14 protein-coding genes are annotated in these 17,393 nt (G+C 65.4%); 9 read left to right on the forward strand and 5 right to left on the reverse strand.

Features of this window, described 5'->3' with window-relative positions:
- Nucleotides 1–389: 389 nt before the first annotated feature.
- The 4 genes from FHR21_RS19415 to FHR21_RS19430 all read left to right on the forward strand — a co-directional run bounded on the left by FHR21_RS19415 (nucleotide 390) and on the right by FHR21_RS19430 (nucleotide 5,637).
- Nucleotides 390–1,694, forward strand: coding sequence for a hypothetical protein (locus tag FHR21_RS19415; protein ID WP_184101369.1), 1,305 nt, complete (start codon nucleotides 390–392; stop codon nucleotides 1,692–1,694).
- A complete protein-coding gene (locus FHR21_RS19420; protein WP_184101371.1) occupies nucleotides 1,691–2,545 on the forward strand; it encodes a hypothetical protein in 855 nt (284 codons plus the stop codon). The genes FHR21_RS19415 and FHR21_RS19420 overlap by 4 nt, the downstream gene beginning before the upstream one ends.
- Before the next feature lie 29 nt (nucleotides 2,546–2,574).
- The gene (locus tag FHR21_RS19425; protein WP_184101373.1) at nucleotides 2,575–3,141 is read left to right on the forward strand and encodes a hypothetical protein; all 567 of its coding nucleotides are present in this window, start codon (nucleotides 2,575–2,577) and stop codon (nucleotides 3,139–3,141) included.
- Between the two features lie 63 nt (nucleotides 3,142–3,204).
- Entirely contained in the window at nucleotides 3,205–5,637 is a 2,433-nt protein-coding gene (locus FHR21_RS19430; protein ID WP_184101376.1) for a serine/threonine-protein kinase, read from the forward strand.
- On the opposite strand, the gene FHR21_RS19435 is transcribed toward FHR21_RS19430, so the two are convergent.
- A complete protein-coding gene (locus tag FHR21_RS19435) occupies nucleotides 5,634–6,200 on the reverse strand; it encodes an ECF-type sigma factor (RefSeq protein ID WP_184101378.1) in 567 nt (188 codons plus the stop codon). The genes FHR21_RS19430 and FHR21_RS19435 overlap by 4 nt on opposite strands.
- 245 nt (nucleotides 6,201–6,445) lie before the next feature.
- Here FHR21_RS19435 and FHR21_RS19440 point away from each other — a divergent pair, with 245 nt between their 5' ends.
- From FHR21_RS19440 to FHR21_RS19460, 5 genes are all read left to right on the forward strand, one after another.
- On the forward strand, nucleotides 6,446–8,158 hold the full coding sequence (locus FHR21_RS19440; RefSeq protein WP_184101380.1) for a YadA-like family protein: 1,713 nt from the start codon (nucleotides 6,446–6,448) through the stop codon (nucleotides 8,156–8,158).
- Between the two features lie 430 nt (nucleotides 8,159–8,588).
- On the forward strand, nucleotides 8,589–8,813 hold the full coding sequence (locus FHR21_RS19445; protein ID WP_184101382.1) for a hypothetical protein: 225 nt from the start codon (nucleotides 8,589–8,591) through the stop codon (nucleotides 8,811–8,813).
- 209 nt (nucleotides 8,814–9,022) lie between these two features.
- Complete coding sequence (locus FHR21_RS19450) at nucleotides 9,023–10,237, forward strand: NAD(P)/FAD-dependent oxidoreductase (RefSeq protein WP_184101383.1); 1,215 nt, start codon at nucleotides 9,023–9,025, stop codon at nucleotides 10,235–10,237.
- Nucleotides 10,238–10,348: 111 nt separating this feature from the next.
- A complete protein-coding gene (locus FHR21_RS19455) occupies nucleotides 10,349–11,332 on the forward strand; it encodes an SDR family NAD(P)-dependent oxidoreductase (protein WP_184101384.1) in 984 nt (327 codons plus the stop codon).
- Complete coding sequence (locus tag FHR21_RS19460; protein ID WP_184101385.1) at nucleotides 11,332–11,940, forward strand: LOG family protein; 609 nt, start codon at nucleotides 11,332–11,334, stop codon at nucleotides 11,938–11,940. Before FHR21_RS19455 ends, FHR21_RS19460 begins: the two co-directional genes overlap by 1 nt.
- Before the next feature lie 56 nt (nucleotides 11,941–11,996).
- On the opposite strand, the gene FHR21_RS19465 is transcribed toward FHR21_RS19460, so the two are convergent.
- The 4 genes from FHR21_RS19465 to FHR21_RS19480 all read right to left on the reverse strand — a co-directional run bounded on the left by FHR21_RS19465 (nucleotide 11,997) and on the right by FHR21_RS19480 (nucleotide 17,371).
- Nucleotides 11,997–12,827: an alpha/beta fold hydrolase gene (locus FHR21_RS19465; RefSeq protein WP_184101386.1), complete on the reverse strand. Its 831-nt coding sequence runs from the start codon at nucleotides 12,825–12,827 to the stop codon at nucleotides 11,997–11,999.
- 283 nt (nucleotides 12,828–13,110) lie between these two features.
- Entirely contained in the window at nucleotides 13,111–14,916 is a 1,806-nt protein-coding gene (locus tag FHR21_RS19470; RefSeq protein ID WP_184101387.1) for a PAS domain-containing sensor histidine kinase, read from the reverse strand.
- Between the two features lie 44 nt (nucleotides 14,917–14,960).
- Nucleotides 14,961–16,994, reverse strand: coding sequence for an ATP-binding protein (locus FHR21_RS21250; RefSeq protein WP_184101388.1), 2,034 nt, complete (start codon nucleotides 16,992–16,994; stop codon nucleotides 14,961–14,963).
- On the reverse strand, nucleotides 16,991–17,371 hold the full coding sequence (locus FHR21_RS19480) for a response regulator transcription factor (RefSeq protein WP_184101390.1): 381 nt from the start codon (nucleotides 17,369–17,371) through the stop codon (nucleotides 16,991–16,993). Before FHR21_RS19480 ends, FHR21_RS21250 begins: the two co-directional genes overlap by 4 nt.
- Nucleotides 17,372–17,393: the final 22 nt, after the last annotated feature.

Raw genomic sequence — 17,393 nt, forward strand, 5'->3', positions numbered from 1 at the left:
CCTGCGGCAGCCCACGTTCAATCAGGTGCGGCGCTCGCCGGGCCGCTTTACATCGAGGCTAGCACCAATCCGCGGAGCGGTTCGTGCAACGGCCAAGTCGAGCAAACTAGCGGCCGGTATGCAACGCGCCTGAAATCGGAGGCTCGAACAGGCGCCGGTCGCGATCTGAAAGCAGACTGCAGATTCTTGATCGGCTTCGATTGGCAATCGTTTCGGAACGGGCTGCGCGGAACTCGGAAACGGAGCTGCTGCCTTCGGCGCCAAAAAAATCGGACAATCCCGCACGGTGCTGTCCGCTTTCACCAGCCTCTCTCGTCTAGCGAAAGGTTCGGGAAGAATGCCTGCCCGACGACTTGCGCCGTGGCACGAGGGCAGACGGGAGAAAATCGATGACGAAGTGGATCGGGACGGGTGGCCGGGTAGCATTGGCCGTATGTGCCACAGTTGGATTGGCGCCGGATTGCCTGGCCCAATTTGCCGCGACCGAGCAACCGCCTGAACAACGAGATGCGCAGCAGCGGCCCGCTGAACCGCCGCCCGGCAAGCAGCGCAGTTCCATTGCGGTGCCGGTCGTGCCGGCACAGCCCGTGACCATCATCGGCAATCCCGGCAATTCCCGCCGTGGACAGTTTGATACGCTGCCGAAGACCGTCTTGGATCCGGACACCGTCGAAGGGGCTGCATCTTCGGACAATGCTGCTGGTCGGGACTCGTTCGCCACGGGCAAAAAGAGCGGTGGTGCGAACGGGGCAGTGCCGTCCGGACTAAGCGGCGACGTCAATGAGGGTGTCCGGGTCTCCGATGTCGAACGCGGCTATGGTCGTGCCGCCGCCTTACCCGATAACGGCAATGGCGGATCGGCTGGCGGTGTCGGCCTCAATTCTGCCGGCGAAGGCAATTTGGGGTCCAGCGCCGGCCTGCTCAATTCGGTGGCCGGGCTGGGCGGGAACAGCAACGGCGGCAGCGGCGGTAACTCGGCGCAGGGCGGCACCAATTCCGGCAGCACCGGGATCGAGGGCGCGCTGAACTCCTTCGGCGGTGCAAACGGCGGTCGGTCCGACAATAGCAATGGCAACGGCAACCGGCGCTCGAACGGCGGTCCCGCCGAAAACGGAAACTCAGGCGGCGGCCGCGACAGCGCCGGCGGATCGGCAAGAAACCTGCCCGCGCAGGGCAATTCGGCGGGCTCGGGATCGGACAGGTCGGTCGATCGAAACCAGAATGAGACGCCCGCAAACAACTCGGGACGCGAAGCCCCGAACAGCCAGAAGGACAAGTCGGGAGCCGATGGCGACGATCGTTCGGCGCGCAACGACAGCAATGCCAACGACAATGGCGGGTCGGATCGGAGCAACCGGGACGCGCCTCCCGAAGGCAATTCGGATGGCGCGGCCAAGGCCGGCGCCCCCGATCGGCCCGAAGAAGAAGGCTGGTCGGCGGGTAGCGACCCGGTTGGCCGGGCGGCGGCGCGGCGGCGCTTCGGCGATCTGGGCGCGGCTGCGGCGGGGCGTGATTTGCTGGGTGAGAAACGCGACGCGGAAGCGGTCGATGCGGAGGAAGGCCTGCGCCGGATCGGCGACCGGGTCGACCCGCTGACCGGCGCCGTGGGCATCGAGGCGCCCGTCGCCGGCGGCGTTTCGCCGCTGCTGCGCGCGGTCGTCGAAACCGCAAAGAAAAGGAAGCAGAAGAAATGAAATATCTCGGAACGATGATTGTCGCGCTCGCGCTCGCCGCACCGGCGGCGGCGCAAACCGGTCCCGCGACCGACTTGTTCGCCTTTTCGCAAGGGGCGCGGTTGGTGCAGGTTCCGGACGACGCCGAATTTACGGCGATGGACAGCAGCCCGTTCAACCTGATCGACGGATCGGCGACGACCGACTGGACGGGCGAAGCGGGGCGGCCCGCCGTGTTCGTGCTCGAACTGGCGGAGCGAACCGAATTGTCGCGCGTCGCCTTTGACACCGCCTTCCTCAATCGCGACGAAAAGTCACCGCGCGCGATCCGCGTCGAACTGTCCGACACGTCGGCGCGCAGTGGTTTCGTGCCGATCTTGGCGGCTGATCTGAAGATGAAGAAGGATGGTCAAAGCTTCGGCTTCGACCCTGAGCATCGCCCGGTCGGGCGTTGGGTGCGGCTGACGATCGCGAGCAATTATGGGGACGATTATACCGGCTTCACCGGCTTTCACGGCTATGGCCGTCCGCTCACCGCAACGGCAACATTGCCCGATGTCACCGGACGCTATGAAGGATGGAGCGGCTGGGGCACGCTCAACCTGACGCAGAGCGGCGATACCGTAACCGGCTGTTACGAATATCAGGCGGGGCGGATCACGGGCCGGATCGACGGCCGGGTGTTGACGCTCGACATGGTGGAGACGGGCCCCGACGGCGCGCCGCGACGACTGCGCGGTTATGTCGGGCTGACGCCTGATGGCGGCAAGCTGATCGGCTTCGCGCGCGGCCTCACCGAGTCCGACCGCCTTGGCTATGCCACCTATATGAGCGCGGACCGGCGGGCGAACCGCCCCGGCGCGTGCCGCTGACGTCATTTGTGAACGAAAGGATTTTGGGGATGAGCAGATCGATCATGCTGGTTGCTGTCGCGGCGTCGCTGACGCTTGCAGGATGTGGCGGCGAAGCGGCGGACAAGGGCGACGGCGCGGGTAAGGCTTCGTCGGTCGCAGCGAAGAGCGGGACGGCACCGCCGCGCGACTGGAATGCCGCCGACGCCTGCGCCGTGGTCGACAAGGCGGCGATGTCGGCGATCCTCGGACAGGCGGTCACCGAAACCCGCCTCGGCAATGTCAGCCAAAGCGATGGCGCGACCGCGGTCACCTCCGAATGCAGCTATCAGCTTGCCGATGGCGGATCGGCTACCTTGATGCTGCGCTGGTCGCCGATCGGCGACAATAGCGAGGGATCGATCAACCTGACCCGCAATGGCCTGGAGCAGACGCTCAAGGGTTTTGGTGGTCATGTCGAGACGATCGACGGACTCGGCAAGGCCGCCTTTTGGGCTGGGATGACCAAATCGCTCAATGTCTTCATCGGCGAGGATAAATTCGCGATCATCACGGTGCCGGCGAGCGAGGCTTCGAAGGAGCAGGCGGTCGCGCTCGCACGCAAACTTGGTGCTTGACGACCGCCGCGCGGCGGTGCTGCTTCGTACCGAAGCGTGATGATGCGCCAGGGGAGGGGCGATATGGTGCGGCAGCCGAGCCGGTCCGAATGGAGCCATATCCAGGCGCTGTTCGTCGAATTGATCGATCTCGACCCCACGGCGCAGGAGCACCGGCTGGCGGCGGAGGACGACTTCATTGGCGGGCAGTTGCGGGCGTTGCTCGCTGCGTCGCGCAATTCGGGGATATTGGACGGCGCGGCGCCGTCGTCGTTCGAAACCGCCCCGTGCCGGGCGTACAGCTCGCTTTCCGAAGGCGCCGTCATCGGCGGCTTTACCATCGACCGCCTGATCGGGCGCGGCGGGATGGGCGAGGTCTACGCCGCGCATCGCAGCGACAGGATGTTCGACCAGCAAGTGGCGATCAAGCTGCTCCGTCCCGAATCGGTTGCGCACAGCGAGTTGTTCGACCGTGAACGCCGCCTGCTCGCCGGACTCGAGCACCCGGGGATTGCGAGGCTGATCGACGGCGGTGTCGCGCCAGACGGGCGGCCCTATATGGCGATGGAATATGTGACCGGCGAGCCGATCGACGCGTGGTGCCGGACCCATGACGCCGATCTTGCGACGCGATTGCGGCTTTTCTGCGATGTCTGCGAAGCGGTGGCCTATGCGCACGGCCACCTGATCGTCCACCGCGACCTCAAGCCGTCGAACATATTGGTCGACGGCGACGGCCGCGTGCGGCTGCTCGATTTCGGCATCGCGCGCTTTGTGGAGATCGAAGGCGAGGGCGAGGCGCAAACCACGGTCGCGCTGATGACCCCCGATTATGCTGCACCCGAACAACTCGGAAATGCCGCCCCGACCGTTGCCACCGACGTCTATGCGCTGGGCGTATTGTTGTTCGAACTGCTTACCGGTCGCAGCCCGTGGCGCGAGCCGGGATCGGCGCTGCCGTCGGTGATCCGGCGCATCCTGAACGAAGACCCGCCCCTGCCCAGCGCGCTCGTGCCGCCCGGCTATCCCTTCGGGCGGCGCGAGGTAGCGGGTGATCTTGACGCGATCGTGCTCAAATCGATGCGCCGCGCACCGCAAGACCGTTATCGCGGTGTCGGCGACCTGGTTGACGATGTCCGAAGCCATATCGCCCTGCGCCCCGTTGCGGCGCGCTCGGGTTCGGCGGGCTATACGATCGGGCGCTACCTGCGCCGGCACCGTGTCGCGACGGCAGCGGCAGCCGCCGCTCTGCTCGCCATCGTGGCGGGTGGCGGTGCGGCCGCCTGGCAGGCGCGTCAGACGGCGATCGAGCGCGATGTCGCATTGGCCGAAGCGCGGCGATCGGAATCGATCAACCGCATGCTGACCGTCATGTTCCGCGACACCGCCAGCAGCGCCGTCGGCGAAGAGGCAACGGTCAAGCAGATGCTAGATCAGACGGCGGCGCAGCTTGTCGCGTCGGTCGACCGGAGCGCGAAATCGGCGACGCTGATTACCACGCTTGCCGATCTTTACGTCAATCTGGAGGATGCCGCCGGCGCTGACGCGCTGCTCAGCCAAGCGCTTGCGCGCGGCATCGGCGCCGGCGATCCGGTGGCGACCGCGGAAATCAAGCTGCGCCTCGCCTCGACCGCTGCCGCAATGGGGCGGACCGACGACATGGCGCCACTGCTCGATTCAGCCGATGCCGTCTTTGCCGCCGACCCGGCGCGTTTCCGCAAGGAACGCCTCGAAAGCATGAGCGGCCGGGCGCAGCTCGCGCGGCGCAAGGGCGATTACGACACCGCGATCCGGCTGTTGCAATCGAGCCTGCCTGACGCCGACCGCGTTTATGCCGAGGATCATCGCGAACTGCTGACGCGCTACAATAACCTGCTCGTCTATATGGTCGAGGCGAACCGGCTCGATGCGATGCCCGCGGTCTTTGCCGCCGCCGACGCGGCGCTGGCGCGGACGGGGCAACAGGGCAGTGCACAGGGGCTGGCGATCGAGCAATTGAAGGGCGTGCGGTTGATGAAGCTCGACCGGCTGGCCGAGGCCGAGCGCCTGTTCCGCAGCGTCGCCGACCGGCGCTGCGCGGTGTTCGGCAAGTCTGCGGCGCTGGCGGTCGATCTGCTGCAACTGGGGCGCGCCGAACTGGCGCTGGGGAAATTCGCCGCGGCGCGCGATGTTCTTGGCGAGGCGCGGCCGATGGCGATCGACAATCTTGGCCCCGATGCGGTGCCGACGCTCGTCATCACGCTCGGCCTTGCCGAAGCCTTGGCCGAGGCGGGCGACACCGGACGGGCCGAAGCGTTACTTGCCGAAGCCGCGCCGCGGATCGCCTCGATGGGACCGGTCGGCCTGCCGCAGGGCATTGCGGCGCGGACGCGGGCGATCATCCGTCTGAAGCAGGGGCGGATGGCCGAGGCGCGGCGCGAGGCCGACGCATCGGAACAGATATTCAGGACGCTCGGCGCGCCGGGCGAATCCTACCTCAAATCCTTCGCCACATTGCGTCGGCGCTTGAGCACCTAGCCCGCGCCCATTTCGTTGTGCACCCAAGCGCGCGCCTGGAGCCACCAGCGGCGCACCGTCCGGTCGCTGACGCCCAGGATTTTTGCGGTTTCCTCCTCGGTCATCCCGGCGAAGAAGCGGCAGTCGATCAGTTGCGCAAGATTGGGGTCGAGGCGCGCGAGCCGTTGCAAAGCCTCGCCCAGCCGCACGACATCCTCGTCCTCGGGCGCCGCCGCGGCGAGCGAATCGAGGCTTTCGGTAAAGGCATAGTCGGGAGCGCCACGCTTCGCCGTCATGCGGGCGCGGGCGGCGTCGATCAGTATGTGGCGGATCGCGGTCGCCGCGCAGCCGAGGAAGTGGCGTTCGCTCTCCCAATCGTTGCGCTTGCTGAGTTTCAGATAGGCTTCTGAAACCAGCGCCGTCGTTTGCAGTGTCTGTCCGCCGCCCGCGCGATAATGTTCCCGGCGCGCGATGATCTTGAGCTCGTCATACAGCGTGGCGATGAGCGCGTCGGCGTCGCCGTCGATGCTGCCAGCACGACCCGGTTCCTCGTTGATCGCCGATCTCCCCGCATGGCGCGCCATGTGGCGCGCACCCTAGATGCCTAATTTATTTGCGGTCGGCGAGATAATTTCCGCTTTTTCGGAGACGAGACCTGTCCGGATCGGGCGACCATTCCCGTCTTTCCAAATGCTGCACCCGCGGCGCCGCGTTCGGCGGCGTCGACGAGGTGACCGCGAACAAGGCGCCACCAAAGGTCGCTGCGAGGGGTCGCCCGGAAACCGATCGGCATTGCGCCGATCCATAAGGAAAGATCGATATGAAACGCATGACCACCCTCATTGGCGCGACCGCGCCCCTTGCGATCCTTGCTGCCGTCGGCGCCGCGCCGAACGCCTATGCACAGGCGACCGTCCCGTGCGTTCAGAACGCGGGGGCCGATGGCGTTCTCGGCACGCCCGACGACCCCGAAAATACGCTCGAGTGCGGGCTTGGCGCCGAAGCTTCGGCGCCGGGCGCCACCGCTTATGGAAGCGGGGCCAAGGCGACGGGCAACGAAGCGATGGCGGTCGGATTCATCGCCGCTGCCGAAGAAACGCGCTCGACCGCCGTCGGCACGGGCAGCAGCGCGACCGCGGACCAGTCGGTTGCGCTGGGCTGGGGATCGGTCGCAGACCGCGGTGCGACCATATCGGTTGGCAACGCCGGCCTCCAGCGCCAGATCACCAATGTCGCGGCAGGGACGCTCGTGTCCGACGCTGTCAATGTGGGGCAATTGAATACCGCCATGGGTGCCGCGGCGCTGACCGCGATCGCCAACTCGGCGGTGCGCAGCGGCAACAGCGGCGATAGCAGCCTGCAAAGCGACGGCAGCACCGCAAGCGGTAATGGCGCCGTCGCGCTGGGACAGGGACAGACTGCCACCGGCAACGGCGCCGTCGCGATCGGCGATCCGAATGTCGCGACCGGGACCGGCGCTGTAGCGATCGGCGCCGACAATCAGGCGATCGGCGACGGCGCTGTCGCCTTGGGCAAAGCCTCCAGCGCCTTTGGCTTGTCGGCCATCGCCATCGGCAACAATGCGAATGCGCTGGCCGATGGCAGCATCGCCATTGGTCGTGACACGATCGCGTCGCCGGCATCGGTGGCGATCGGCGCCAACGCCGCGGCAGGCGGGCAAAATGCGACCGCAGTCGGTCGCGACAGCCTTGCCAGCGGCCTTGCAAGCACCGCTTTCGGCCAAGGCGCGGCTGCCGGGGGCGATTTCTCGACTGCCACGGGCTATGGCGCGCGCGCGATCAAGGAGGGTGACACGGCGACGGGGTCGGGGGCCTTCGCCAATGGCGGCTATTCGGTCGCCTTGGGCGTGAACAGTCAGACCACGGCCCTCGGGGCGACCGCGCTGGGCGTGAACGCGAAAGCGTTGGGGGCGGACTCGGTTGCGATCGGCTCCAGCTCGGTTGCCGATGAGGCGAATACCGTGTCGGTCGGCTCGGCGGGCTTTCAGCGGCGTATCGTGAACGTCGCCGCGGGCACCGCGGCGACCGATGCGGCGAACGTCGGTCAGGTCCAGACGGTCGCGACCGCCGCGGCGGCGGCTCACATCACCGCCGATGCCGCCGTGTCGCAGAATATGGTGCAGGACAACCAAATTGCGGCGATTCAGACGGTGAACAATGTGCAGGACAATCGGCTGATGTCGCTGGAAAGCATGGCCGGAACCGCGCTTCCCGCGCTCCAGTCGCTTGCCGCGACGCACAGTGCACAGATCGGCGACCTTTATGCGATCACCGACCGCGACCGCCGCGAGGCGCAGCGCGGAACCGCCGCCGCGGTTGCGCTGGTCGCGGCGACGATGCCGTCGGAGCCTGGACGGACGAGCTATACGTTCAACCTTGCCACATTCCGCGGCGAACAGGCGGCCGGCGCGTCGATCGCGCACCGGTTCAATACCGACAACCCGTTCGCATTCACGGCCGGCGTCTCTTACGCTGGGCGTCACAATACGGCCGCGCGAATTGGGGTCGCCGGCGAATTCTGAGCTAAAAAGGGAAGGGCGGGCGCGGGGAAGTGAGCCCGCCCTTTGTTTCCTTGGGTCTAAACCCGAACCGCATCCAAGGATTATTCGCGCCGGTCTCTGCGGAATGTCGGCTTTCTTGGGTTCGGGCTTGATAGCCGCCTGACCGCTATCGGCCATTGATCCCCGTGCTGCGGGCGCTGCTTGCCAAGACAAGCGTTGACCCCATATTTTCGCACAGGGTCATTAGGCCATTGAGTAGAATGGTCGTAAATCATTCCTGAACGCAATCTGCCATCGCATCATCGAGGCAGAAATCATGCGAGGCGACCCCCCAATCCTTTCACGCATTCTCTGGAACAGCCTTCGGAGAAATATCTTCCTGTCGGCGCAACCGAGCGCCCGACTTTCTCAGCTGTTCGCATTCGGATGTTGCCTATGGGCTTCGGTAAATTTGCCGCTTGCGCTATGCGCCAGCGTTATCGCCTTCGCGGTATTTGCGGTGCTCTCGGGCAATGGGGTTCGAAGGGCGCCTTTGCTGCAAGGTGCTTTTCTTCGCAACGCACCGTTCCAAATATTCGAAACCGTGGTCACGCTGGTGGCCCTTACAATGCGCCTGTCTCCTCTTGAGCGCGATTTTGTCGCGGCCAGCTTGCTGAACCTTCTGTATCGATTCTGAAGGTCGGTGTCGCCAGCCTGCCAACTTGATGGGTGCGACATTCCGTCACCTCGCCCTGTCCTAAGGAATAGGTCCGCCTCGCCATCGGCCTGCAGCCGCTAGCCCCTTGCACGATAGGCGGGGCCCGGGCGGTCCGCGATGCTCGGGTCGATCTTCCCGGCGCCCGCTTCAGCGGGTTGGAGGAGGCCCCATTCAGCAAGGAGAGTCCCGTGTCACAGAAAATCGTCATTATCGGAGCCGGTTTCGCCGGACTGCTGGCCGCCCTTTCGGCGGCGCGGCTGCGTAATGAGAAGGGCGTCTCGCCAGCGGATTTGACCATTACCGTCGTCGCGCCCGAACCCGCGCTGATCGTCAGGCCGCGCCTCTATGAACGCGATCCCGCGTCGATGACGGCGCCCCTCGGCGAGCTGTTCGCCGCGACCGATATCGATTTCCGTGCCGGATGGGTCGACACGATCGATGCAGGGAAGGGCGTTATCAGTCTGAAGGGCGTGGACGGCGCGGCCGAAATGCTGCCCTATGATCGTCTGGTCGTCGCCGCGGGAAGCCACGGATTTCAGCCGCCGATACCTGGCCTTGCCGATTTCGGCCATAGTGTGAACGATCGGGCGGCCGCGGTCGCACTCGATAAACATCTGCAAGCACTCGCCGATCGACCAGCATCGCCCGCGCGTGATACTGTGGTGGTGGTCGGCGGCGGCTTCACGGGGATCGAGGTGGCGACCGAAATGCCCGACCGGCTGCGCGAAATCCTGGGGCAGGATACGCCGGTGCGCGTGGTGATCGTCGAGCATGGGCCGTGTGTCGCCGGCGACATGGGTGACGAGCCTCGTCCTTATATCGAGGCACGGCTGCGCGAGCTCGGTATCGAGACGATCGTCGGATCCGGCGTTTCCGGCCTCGACGAAGGCGGTGTCGCGCTCGACGATGGCGCGCGGATCGAAACCGACACGGTGATCTGGTCGGCAGGCATGCGTGCTTCGCCCCTGACCGCACAATTGCCCGGAGAGCGCGACACGCTCGGCCGCGTCCTCGTCGATCCCGATTTGCGGGTCCCTGGAGCGCCGCATATTTTCGCAACCGGCGATACCGCGAAGGCGGCCACCGACGATAAGGGTAATTTTTCGCTGATGTCATGTCAGCACGCGCGCCGCCTCGGCGCCTTTGCCGGGCATAATGCCGCCGCCGACCTGCTTGGCGAGCCAACCCTGCCATATGACCAACCATCCTATGTCGTGTGCCTTGATCTCGGTCCCGATGCCGCGATCTTCACCCGCGGTTGGTCACCCCGGACCGTCGAGATCACCGGACCCGAGGCGAAAAAGGTCAAGATGGAGGTCAATCGCGTTTGGATATATCCGCCCGCGGCAGAGCGCGCGGCAGCATTCCAGAATGCCTTCGAGGCGCGCACGGTCGATTTCTGAGGGGCGCTTTGCCGGGCTCCGCGATGGTCGTGCGCCTCACTCATTCTCGACCGACATTTTTCCCGCGGGCGCAATTGCGGCCCGTCGTCCCCTATCGAACAGGAACTCTCCATGACTGCTGTGCAATTGCCGCTTGATACGCCCTTCGGCCCGTTCACGACCGCCGCTGATGTCGCCGATGGCGTCGATCTTACAGGGAAGTCCGCGATCGTCACGGGCGGCGCATCGAATCTGGGCTTTGAGACGGTCAAGATACTCGCTTTGAAAGGCGCTCATGTTGTCGTGCCGGCACGCAATGCGAGCGCGGCCCGGCAAGTTTTCCACGATATGCCAAACGTCGAAGTCGCCGCGATGGACCTTCTCGACCCATTGTCGATCACAGCCTTCGCGTCCGGCTTTGAGGAGAGCGGTCGCGCGCTCGATCTCCTGATCCTGAGCGCCGGAGTCATGGCGACCCCGCTGTTTCGCGACCCCGCGGGGCGGGAAGGTCAGTTCGCGACTAATCATCTCGGTCATTTTCGTCTGACCGCCGCGCTCTGGCCGCGGCTTCGCGGTGCAGCCGGCGGCGCGCGCGTGGTCGTCCTGTCGTCGCGCGCGCACCAACTTGGCGGACTCGACCTGTCAGATCTCGATTTCCGGCGCCGCGCCTACGACAAATGGTTGGCGTACGGCCAGGCCAAGACGGCAAACGCCCTCTTCGCCGTCGCGCTCGACGCGCGCGGCGCGGAGCACGGCATTCGCGCCTTTTCCGTCCATCCCGGTTCGATACTGGGACCGCTTGCGCGTCACTTGAGCCGGGAGGAGATTGAGCAGTTTGGCGCGGTGCATCCGGACGGCACGGCCGTTGTCGATCCGCGGCGCGACCTCAAGAGTCCGCAGCAAGGCGCCGCCACGACGATCTGGTGCGCCACGTCGCCCGCTCTGGCGAGTTTCGGCGGGGTTTATTGTGAAGACTGCGACATTGCTTTCATCGAGGCGGACGGCGAACTCGGCGGGCCTGGTGTGCGTCCTTTCGCCGTCGACCCCGACACAGCCGAAGCGCTGTGGCACGAAAGCGCCCGGTTGCTCGATATCCGTCAGCCCGGATATTGCTGATGAGCCCCGCGCTCAAGCAGGAGTCGCCGCGCCGGCTTTGCGTTTTTTCCGGGTCGAGCACCGGAATCTCGCCGGCCTATGAATGCGCTGCGCGGCGCCTTGGCGAGCAGCTGGCACGGAGCGGCATCGCCCTGGTCTATGGCGGCGCGGCTGTCGGCCTGATGGGCGCCGTCGCCGATGCCGTGCTGGCGGGCGGTGGCCAGGTCATTGGCGTCATCCCGCAGGCGCTGGTCGAAAAGGAGGTCGCGCATCGCGGGTTGACCGAGCTGCGCATTGTAAGCTCGATGCATGAGCGCAAGGCGCTGATGGCGGATCTGTCGGATGGCTTTATCGCGCTGCCGGGCGGGATAGGCACGCTCGAGGAACTGTTCGAGGTCTGGACCTGGGCGCAGCTTGGGACCCATGCGAAGCCGTGCGCCCTGCTCAACGGCCTTGGCTTTTACGACGGGCTGCTCACCTTCCTCGATCATGTCGTCGGACAGGGCTTTCTGAAGCCTATTCACCGCGAGATGCTGATCGTCGAGGATGATCCGGCATGTCTGTTGCAGACGATAGCGCGATATCGTGCGCCGGCAGTCGGGAAGTGGGTAGGCCGCCCCGACAGATAGCCGGATCGCCGCAATGGAACCGGGACGGACGGCGCGATCCGTCCCGGATTTTCCCATCAGCTCCGGATGAAGGCCAACATATCCTTGTTGATCACATCGGCATGGGTCGCGGCCATGCCGTGCGGATAACCTTCATAAGCCTTCAGCGTCCCCTTCGCGAGCAGCTTCGCCGAGAGCGGGGCGGAGTCCGCGAACGGCACGACCTGATCGTCGGTGCCGTGCATGACCAGCGTAGGGACCGCAATCTTCTTCAGATCTTCGGTGAAGTCGGTTTCGGAAAACGCCTTGATGCAGTCGTAGTGGGCCTTGGCGCTGCCGACCATGCCTTGCCGCCACCAGTTCTGGATCAGGCCCTGGCTGACCTTCGCGCCGTCGCGGTTGAAGCCATAGAAAGGGCCCGAGGCGATATCGAGGTAGAATTGCGACCGGTCCTCGGCCAGTGCCTTGCGGAACCCGTCGAACACCTCGACGGGAAGACCGCCGGGGTTGCTGGCCTTCTTCACCATGACTGGCGGAACTGCGCCGACGAGAATCAGCTTTGCGATCGTTCCGGCTTTGGCGCGTGCGGCATAATGCGCAGCTTCGCCGCCGCCGGTCGAATGGCCGATGTGTACCGCGCCCTTGAGGTCGAGCGAAGCGACCAGCGCCGCGACGTCGGCGGCATAGGTGTCCATCTCGTTGCCGTGATCGGTCTGCGTCGAGCGGCCGTGACCACGCCGGTCGTGGGCAATCACGCGGTAGCCCTGAGAGAGGAAGAAGAGCAGCTGGTTGTCCCACTCGTCGGCCGTGAGCGGCCAGCCGTGATGGAAGACGAGCGGCTGCGCATCGCGCGGCCCCCAGTCCTTGTAGAAAATCTGCGCGCCGTCACTGGCAGTGATATAAGTCATGGGATCGGCTCCTTTGTGAGCTTTCGGGGGGATTGTGCCAAGGCTGACAGCCGACCAGCCCAGGCCGCCTGCAAGCGTCGCCGCGCCACCGGCGGCGACGAGCGCCCGGCGACCGATCATGAAATCCTGAAGTATGGGCATGCTGTGATCCTTCGCGTCGAACCGATGCCGTATACGGGATGCCCGGGACGGGATCGGCCCATTTGGGATAAGGATTTCGGGCGGCAGCGCGATTATACGGGGGATGCGCTGCGACTATGCCAAGGTCGAGGCAGGTTGGCGACTAGTCCTCGCCGCCCTTCGCTATTGGAAGGGTGAAGGTGAAGCGCGCGCCCGTGGGTTCGACGTTGTTGGCTCGGAGTGGGCCGCCGTGCGCTTCGACGATCGAGCGGCAGATGGCGAGACCCATTCCCATGCCGTGCACCTTGGTCGTGAAGAAGGCTTCCAACGCGTGATCGGGGTCGGCAAGGCCTGGCCCCGTGTCGGCGATATCGATCCGTATGCGACCGCGCTCAACGGCTCCTTCCAGCCGTAACTTTCGGCTGCCCTCCGGGCTCGCAGCCATTGCCTCGATCGCGTTGCGCAGGATGTTGACGAAAACCTGCTGGATCTGGACCGCATCGATCGCGACGGGTGGAAGGCCGGGGGCGAGCCGAATGTCGAGAGATGTTCGACTTTGCGCGAAGGGCTCGGCGAGAAGGTCTCGCACTTCGCCGACCAGCGCGCCGAGGTCGGTGGATCGGCGCGGACCGGCGCTCTTTTGGAAAAGGGCACGAATATGGCTGACGATGTCGGCTGCGGATTCGGCGCTTCGCACGATCCGGTCAACGATGCCCCGCGCGCGGGCGATGTTCGGTTCGTCGCCGGCCAGCCACCGCTGGCAAGCCTGGGCGTTGGTCATGATGGCGGCGAGCGGCTGATTGACCTCATGCGCGATCGATGCCGAGAGCTGGGCGAGGCTCGCCGCCTCGCCGGCTTTCGCGAGTTTATCCTGCGCTTGCCGGAGCTCATCCTGCGCGCGGATCTGGTCGTCGATATCGAGACAAACGCCGTTCCACTGCACAATTTCGCCGGCTTCGTCGCGCATGGCGGCGAGCCGCGTTTCGACCCAGCGAAATGTCCCGTCGAAGCGGCGCTGCCGATGGGTGAGCGCATAGGGCGCGCCCGTGCGCAGCGAATGATCGAGACGTTCGTTTACGCGGTCGAGATCGTCGGGATGGATGATGGCGCCCAACAGGCTTTGCAATCGCGGAACATCGGGTTCGTCCTTCGCCGCGACGTCGAAGCCGAGGAATTCGCGCATGTGGCGGCTGAAGTAGATCGGCCGGCCCGACGGCGTCATGCACCAGATAAGAGCGGGCGCAGTCTCGAGCAGTTCGCGCAGGGAGCGCTCGCTCTCGTGCAGGGCGGCGTCGGTCCGGCGGAAGACATCGACGTCGAAACCCGTGCCGTACCAACCCGTAACGCGGCCGTCGTCGGCGCGTGCAGGGCGGATCGCGAAGCGGTGCCAAACATATTCGCCGGTTGCCCGCAGCACGCGATATTCGTAGTTGAACGGTGTCCCGCTGCGCATGCAGCGGCGCAGCTCGGCAGAAGCGCCGTCATAGTCTGCCGGATGCACGCCCTTCTTCCAGCCAAGGTCACCGCCGTCGAGGAAAGCCGCGTCGCTCAGCGGCTCGTTGAAATCGTCCAATGTCATCGCAAGCGATGTCTGGGCCATGGGGGTCGCATAGGTGAAGCGTCCCTCGGCGTCGAAGGCGAACGCAGAGCCGTAGACGTCTTCGATGATCTTCGCGGCGTTTACCGCATCGCCGGTTTCCCCGAGCGAGGTGGCGAGCGCCCAGTCTTCGTGCGGGTCGTGAACCAAGGGGCGTACGGTGACATTGGAGGAATAGGCAGGTTCGGCACGATATTTGTGCCATCGCCATCCGTGCCTTGGCGAGCGCTGGCGGTAGCTGACGACCTGCGGTACGCCGCTGCAAAAGGCGCGTGCTTCGGCCTGTGCAATGGCTTGGCGGTCGCCGGGATGAATCGCCTCGTCCGCATGGATATGGGGTTCGGCATGGCGCCGCCACGCAAGCGCGCCCATCGCAACGCCGATTGCCAGACCGGCGAACAGGCCAGCCGGTTCGATCATGATGCCTGGCGCGCGGGTGGCAAGCGGACGCGAAATTCCGCGCCGCCTTCTGGATGGTTGGAGGCTGACACTCCTCCGCCGTGCGCCGCGACGATCGATCGGCAGATCGCGAGGCCGATTCCCATCCCTTGCGGCTTCGTGGTGAAGAAGCCGTCGAAGATATGGCCGAGATGATCTGGGTCGATTCCCGGTCCCCGGTCGCGCAAAGTAAACAGGGCTTCGCCTTTTAAGCCCGCCCTCGTTGCAATATGGATTTCCCTATCGGCCTCGCACGATGCCTCGACCGCCTGCGCCGCATTGATCAGCAGGTTGACGATGACTTGTTGGAGCTGGATGCGATCGCCGACGATTTTCGGAACGCGGCGTGCATAGGATGTCGTCACACGAATGCCGCGTGTTTCGATCTCGTGGCGGACGAAGAGGAGGCTTTCCTGCACGAGGTCGTTGAGCGCGATCGGTACCGGTTCGGGTGCCTGCTTGACGGCCATGCTGCGAATGCGGCGCACGATATCGTCGGCGCGGCGCGCGCTCGTCGCGATCCGCGTTGTCAGCTGCGCGACCTTGCCGATGTCGGGTTCGTCGCGCGCCAGCCAGCGAAGGCTCGTCTCGGCATTCGTCATGATTGCCGCCAGCGGTTGATTGACTTCATGGGCGATCGAACTGGTCAGCTCGCCGAGGGTCGAGATGCGCGCGGCGTGGCTAAAATCAGCCTGCAGCTGTCGGAGCTCGGTCTCGATGCGGAGGCGTTCCGTCACATCTTCGAGGCTGAAAATTGTCGTGTCGAGTTCGAGCAGCGGCTCGGGATAGGTGACCGAAAAGCGGACGTCGAGCAGGCGGCCGTCAAGCGCGCGTATCTTCATATATTCGCTGTAATTCTTGCGCCCGCTGAATCGCCCGATCATGACGCGGCGCAGCGAGTCCGGGCTTTCGGCGAACAGATATCCGACAGGCCGGATTAAGTCCTGTACGCTGGCGCCGCCGACGAGTTCGATCGCGCATCGATTGACGTCGGTGACCGGAACGCTCGCCGCTGCGAATTCGACGAGTTCAGGGTGATCGTCGAGATGTCCTGCAAAGTCAGTGACACCGCGCGAGCGCAGCTGGGCGTATATCTTGCCCATGTGGCTCGCATCGACCTGCCAGAGCGCGACCGGCATATAGTGAATGAGCTTGCGGTAGCGCGCCTCGCTCGCGCGCAGATAGAGGTAGGATCGATCGTCGTCGGCTGCGCCGTCGACGGCAACGAACAACCGGTCCGGTCGATCGTCGCCCGCGCGCCATACGGTAACGAGGGGATCGCGCAGGATGCCATCGGAGGCGAGGCGGCGCTGGACGCTGCGGCCTTCGCGGTCGGCGCGTGCCTCGAGGATGAGATTCGCAAGGATCGTCCGACTTTCGAGAGGCCAGAAAGCCGCGACCGACTGCCCGGCCATCAGGGCCCGCCCGCGATTGCCGCCAACCAGCCTCGCGGTCCGATCGTTGACCTCGACGATCCGCGCGGCATTGACGAGCCCGTGGAGAAGTTCGTCGCGCTCGGACGTGTCGGCGCCGGGCGCGCGGGGTGCGAGACGAGCGAGGATGTCGGCGGCGGGCGCGACGTCGATTTCCCAACTCGCCGCCATCGACCGATCCGGGACTCGGTCGTGCGCTCCCGCCCAGCCTGGTGCCTCGGGCTCTGCGCGGGCATATTCGACGACGTCGCGCAGCGTTCCGGCGCCGTCATAGCGCAGATGCCGCCGGACCCTTGCGACCCGCACGTCGCCGTCGCGCGTGCGGCGCCGAACACGTCCCTCCCACGCGCCTTCCTGAAGCAATTGCGACCAGGCGTTCGCCTCGTCGCCTGGCGCGGGCGACAGCTGGGCGCCATCGGTCCCGCAAACGGCGAGTGCGGGCCAGCCGAACAGGCGCTCGGCGGCCGGGTTCCAATAGCGTATGATCCCGGCGGGATCGAGGATGACGATGCTCTCCGATGCGAGTTCCGCGATGCCCTCCACATCGCTCTCAAGCGGGTCGAGGAGGGTCGCCGTCACCGCTTTGAGCTCGAACCTGAACTCGCGATTGCCTGCGCGAGCGCTCCCAGCAGATGCTCGTCGGTGACGGGCTTGGTGAGCCACGCGCGCGCACCGATCGCGAGGGCATGGGAACGCGTCGCTTCGTCGAGCACCGACGATAGGACGATCACCGGCAATCCCGCGCGCTCGTCGCGCAATCGTTCGATCAAATCGATGCCTGACATGCCCGGCATGCGAATGTCGGTCACAAGGCAATCGAATTGGCGGACGCGGCGCGCCGCAAGAAACTCGGCAGCGCCCTCGAAACATTCGCAGGCGAGCCCCGAGACCATCAGAAGGTCGCCCAGGGCTTCGCGAACGGCCTCGTCATCGTCCACGATCGCGACGGTCGGCATATGGGACAAGCGGCGGCATCCT

The sequence above is a fragment of the Sphingopyxis panaciterrulae genome, assembly GCF_014199295.1.
GTDB lineage: Bacteria > Pseudomonadota > Alphaproteobacteria > Sphingomonadales > Sphingomonadaceae > Sphingopyxis > Sphingopyxis panaciterrulae.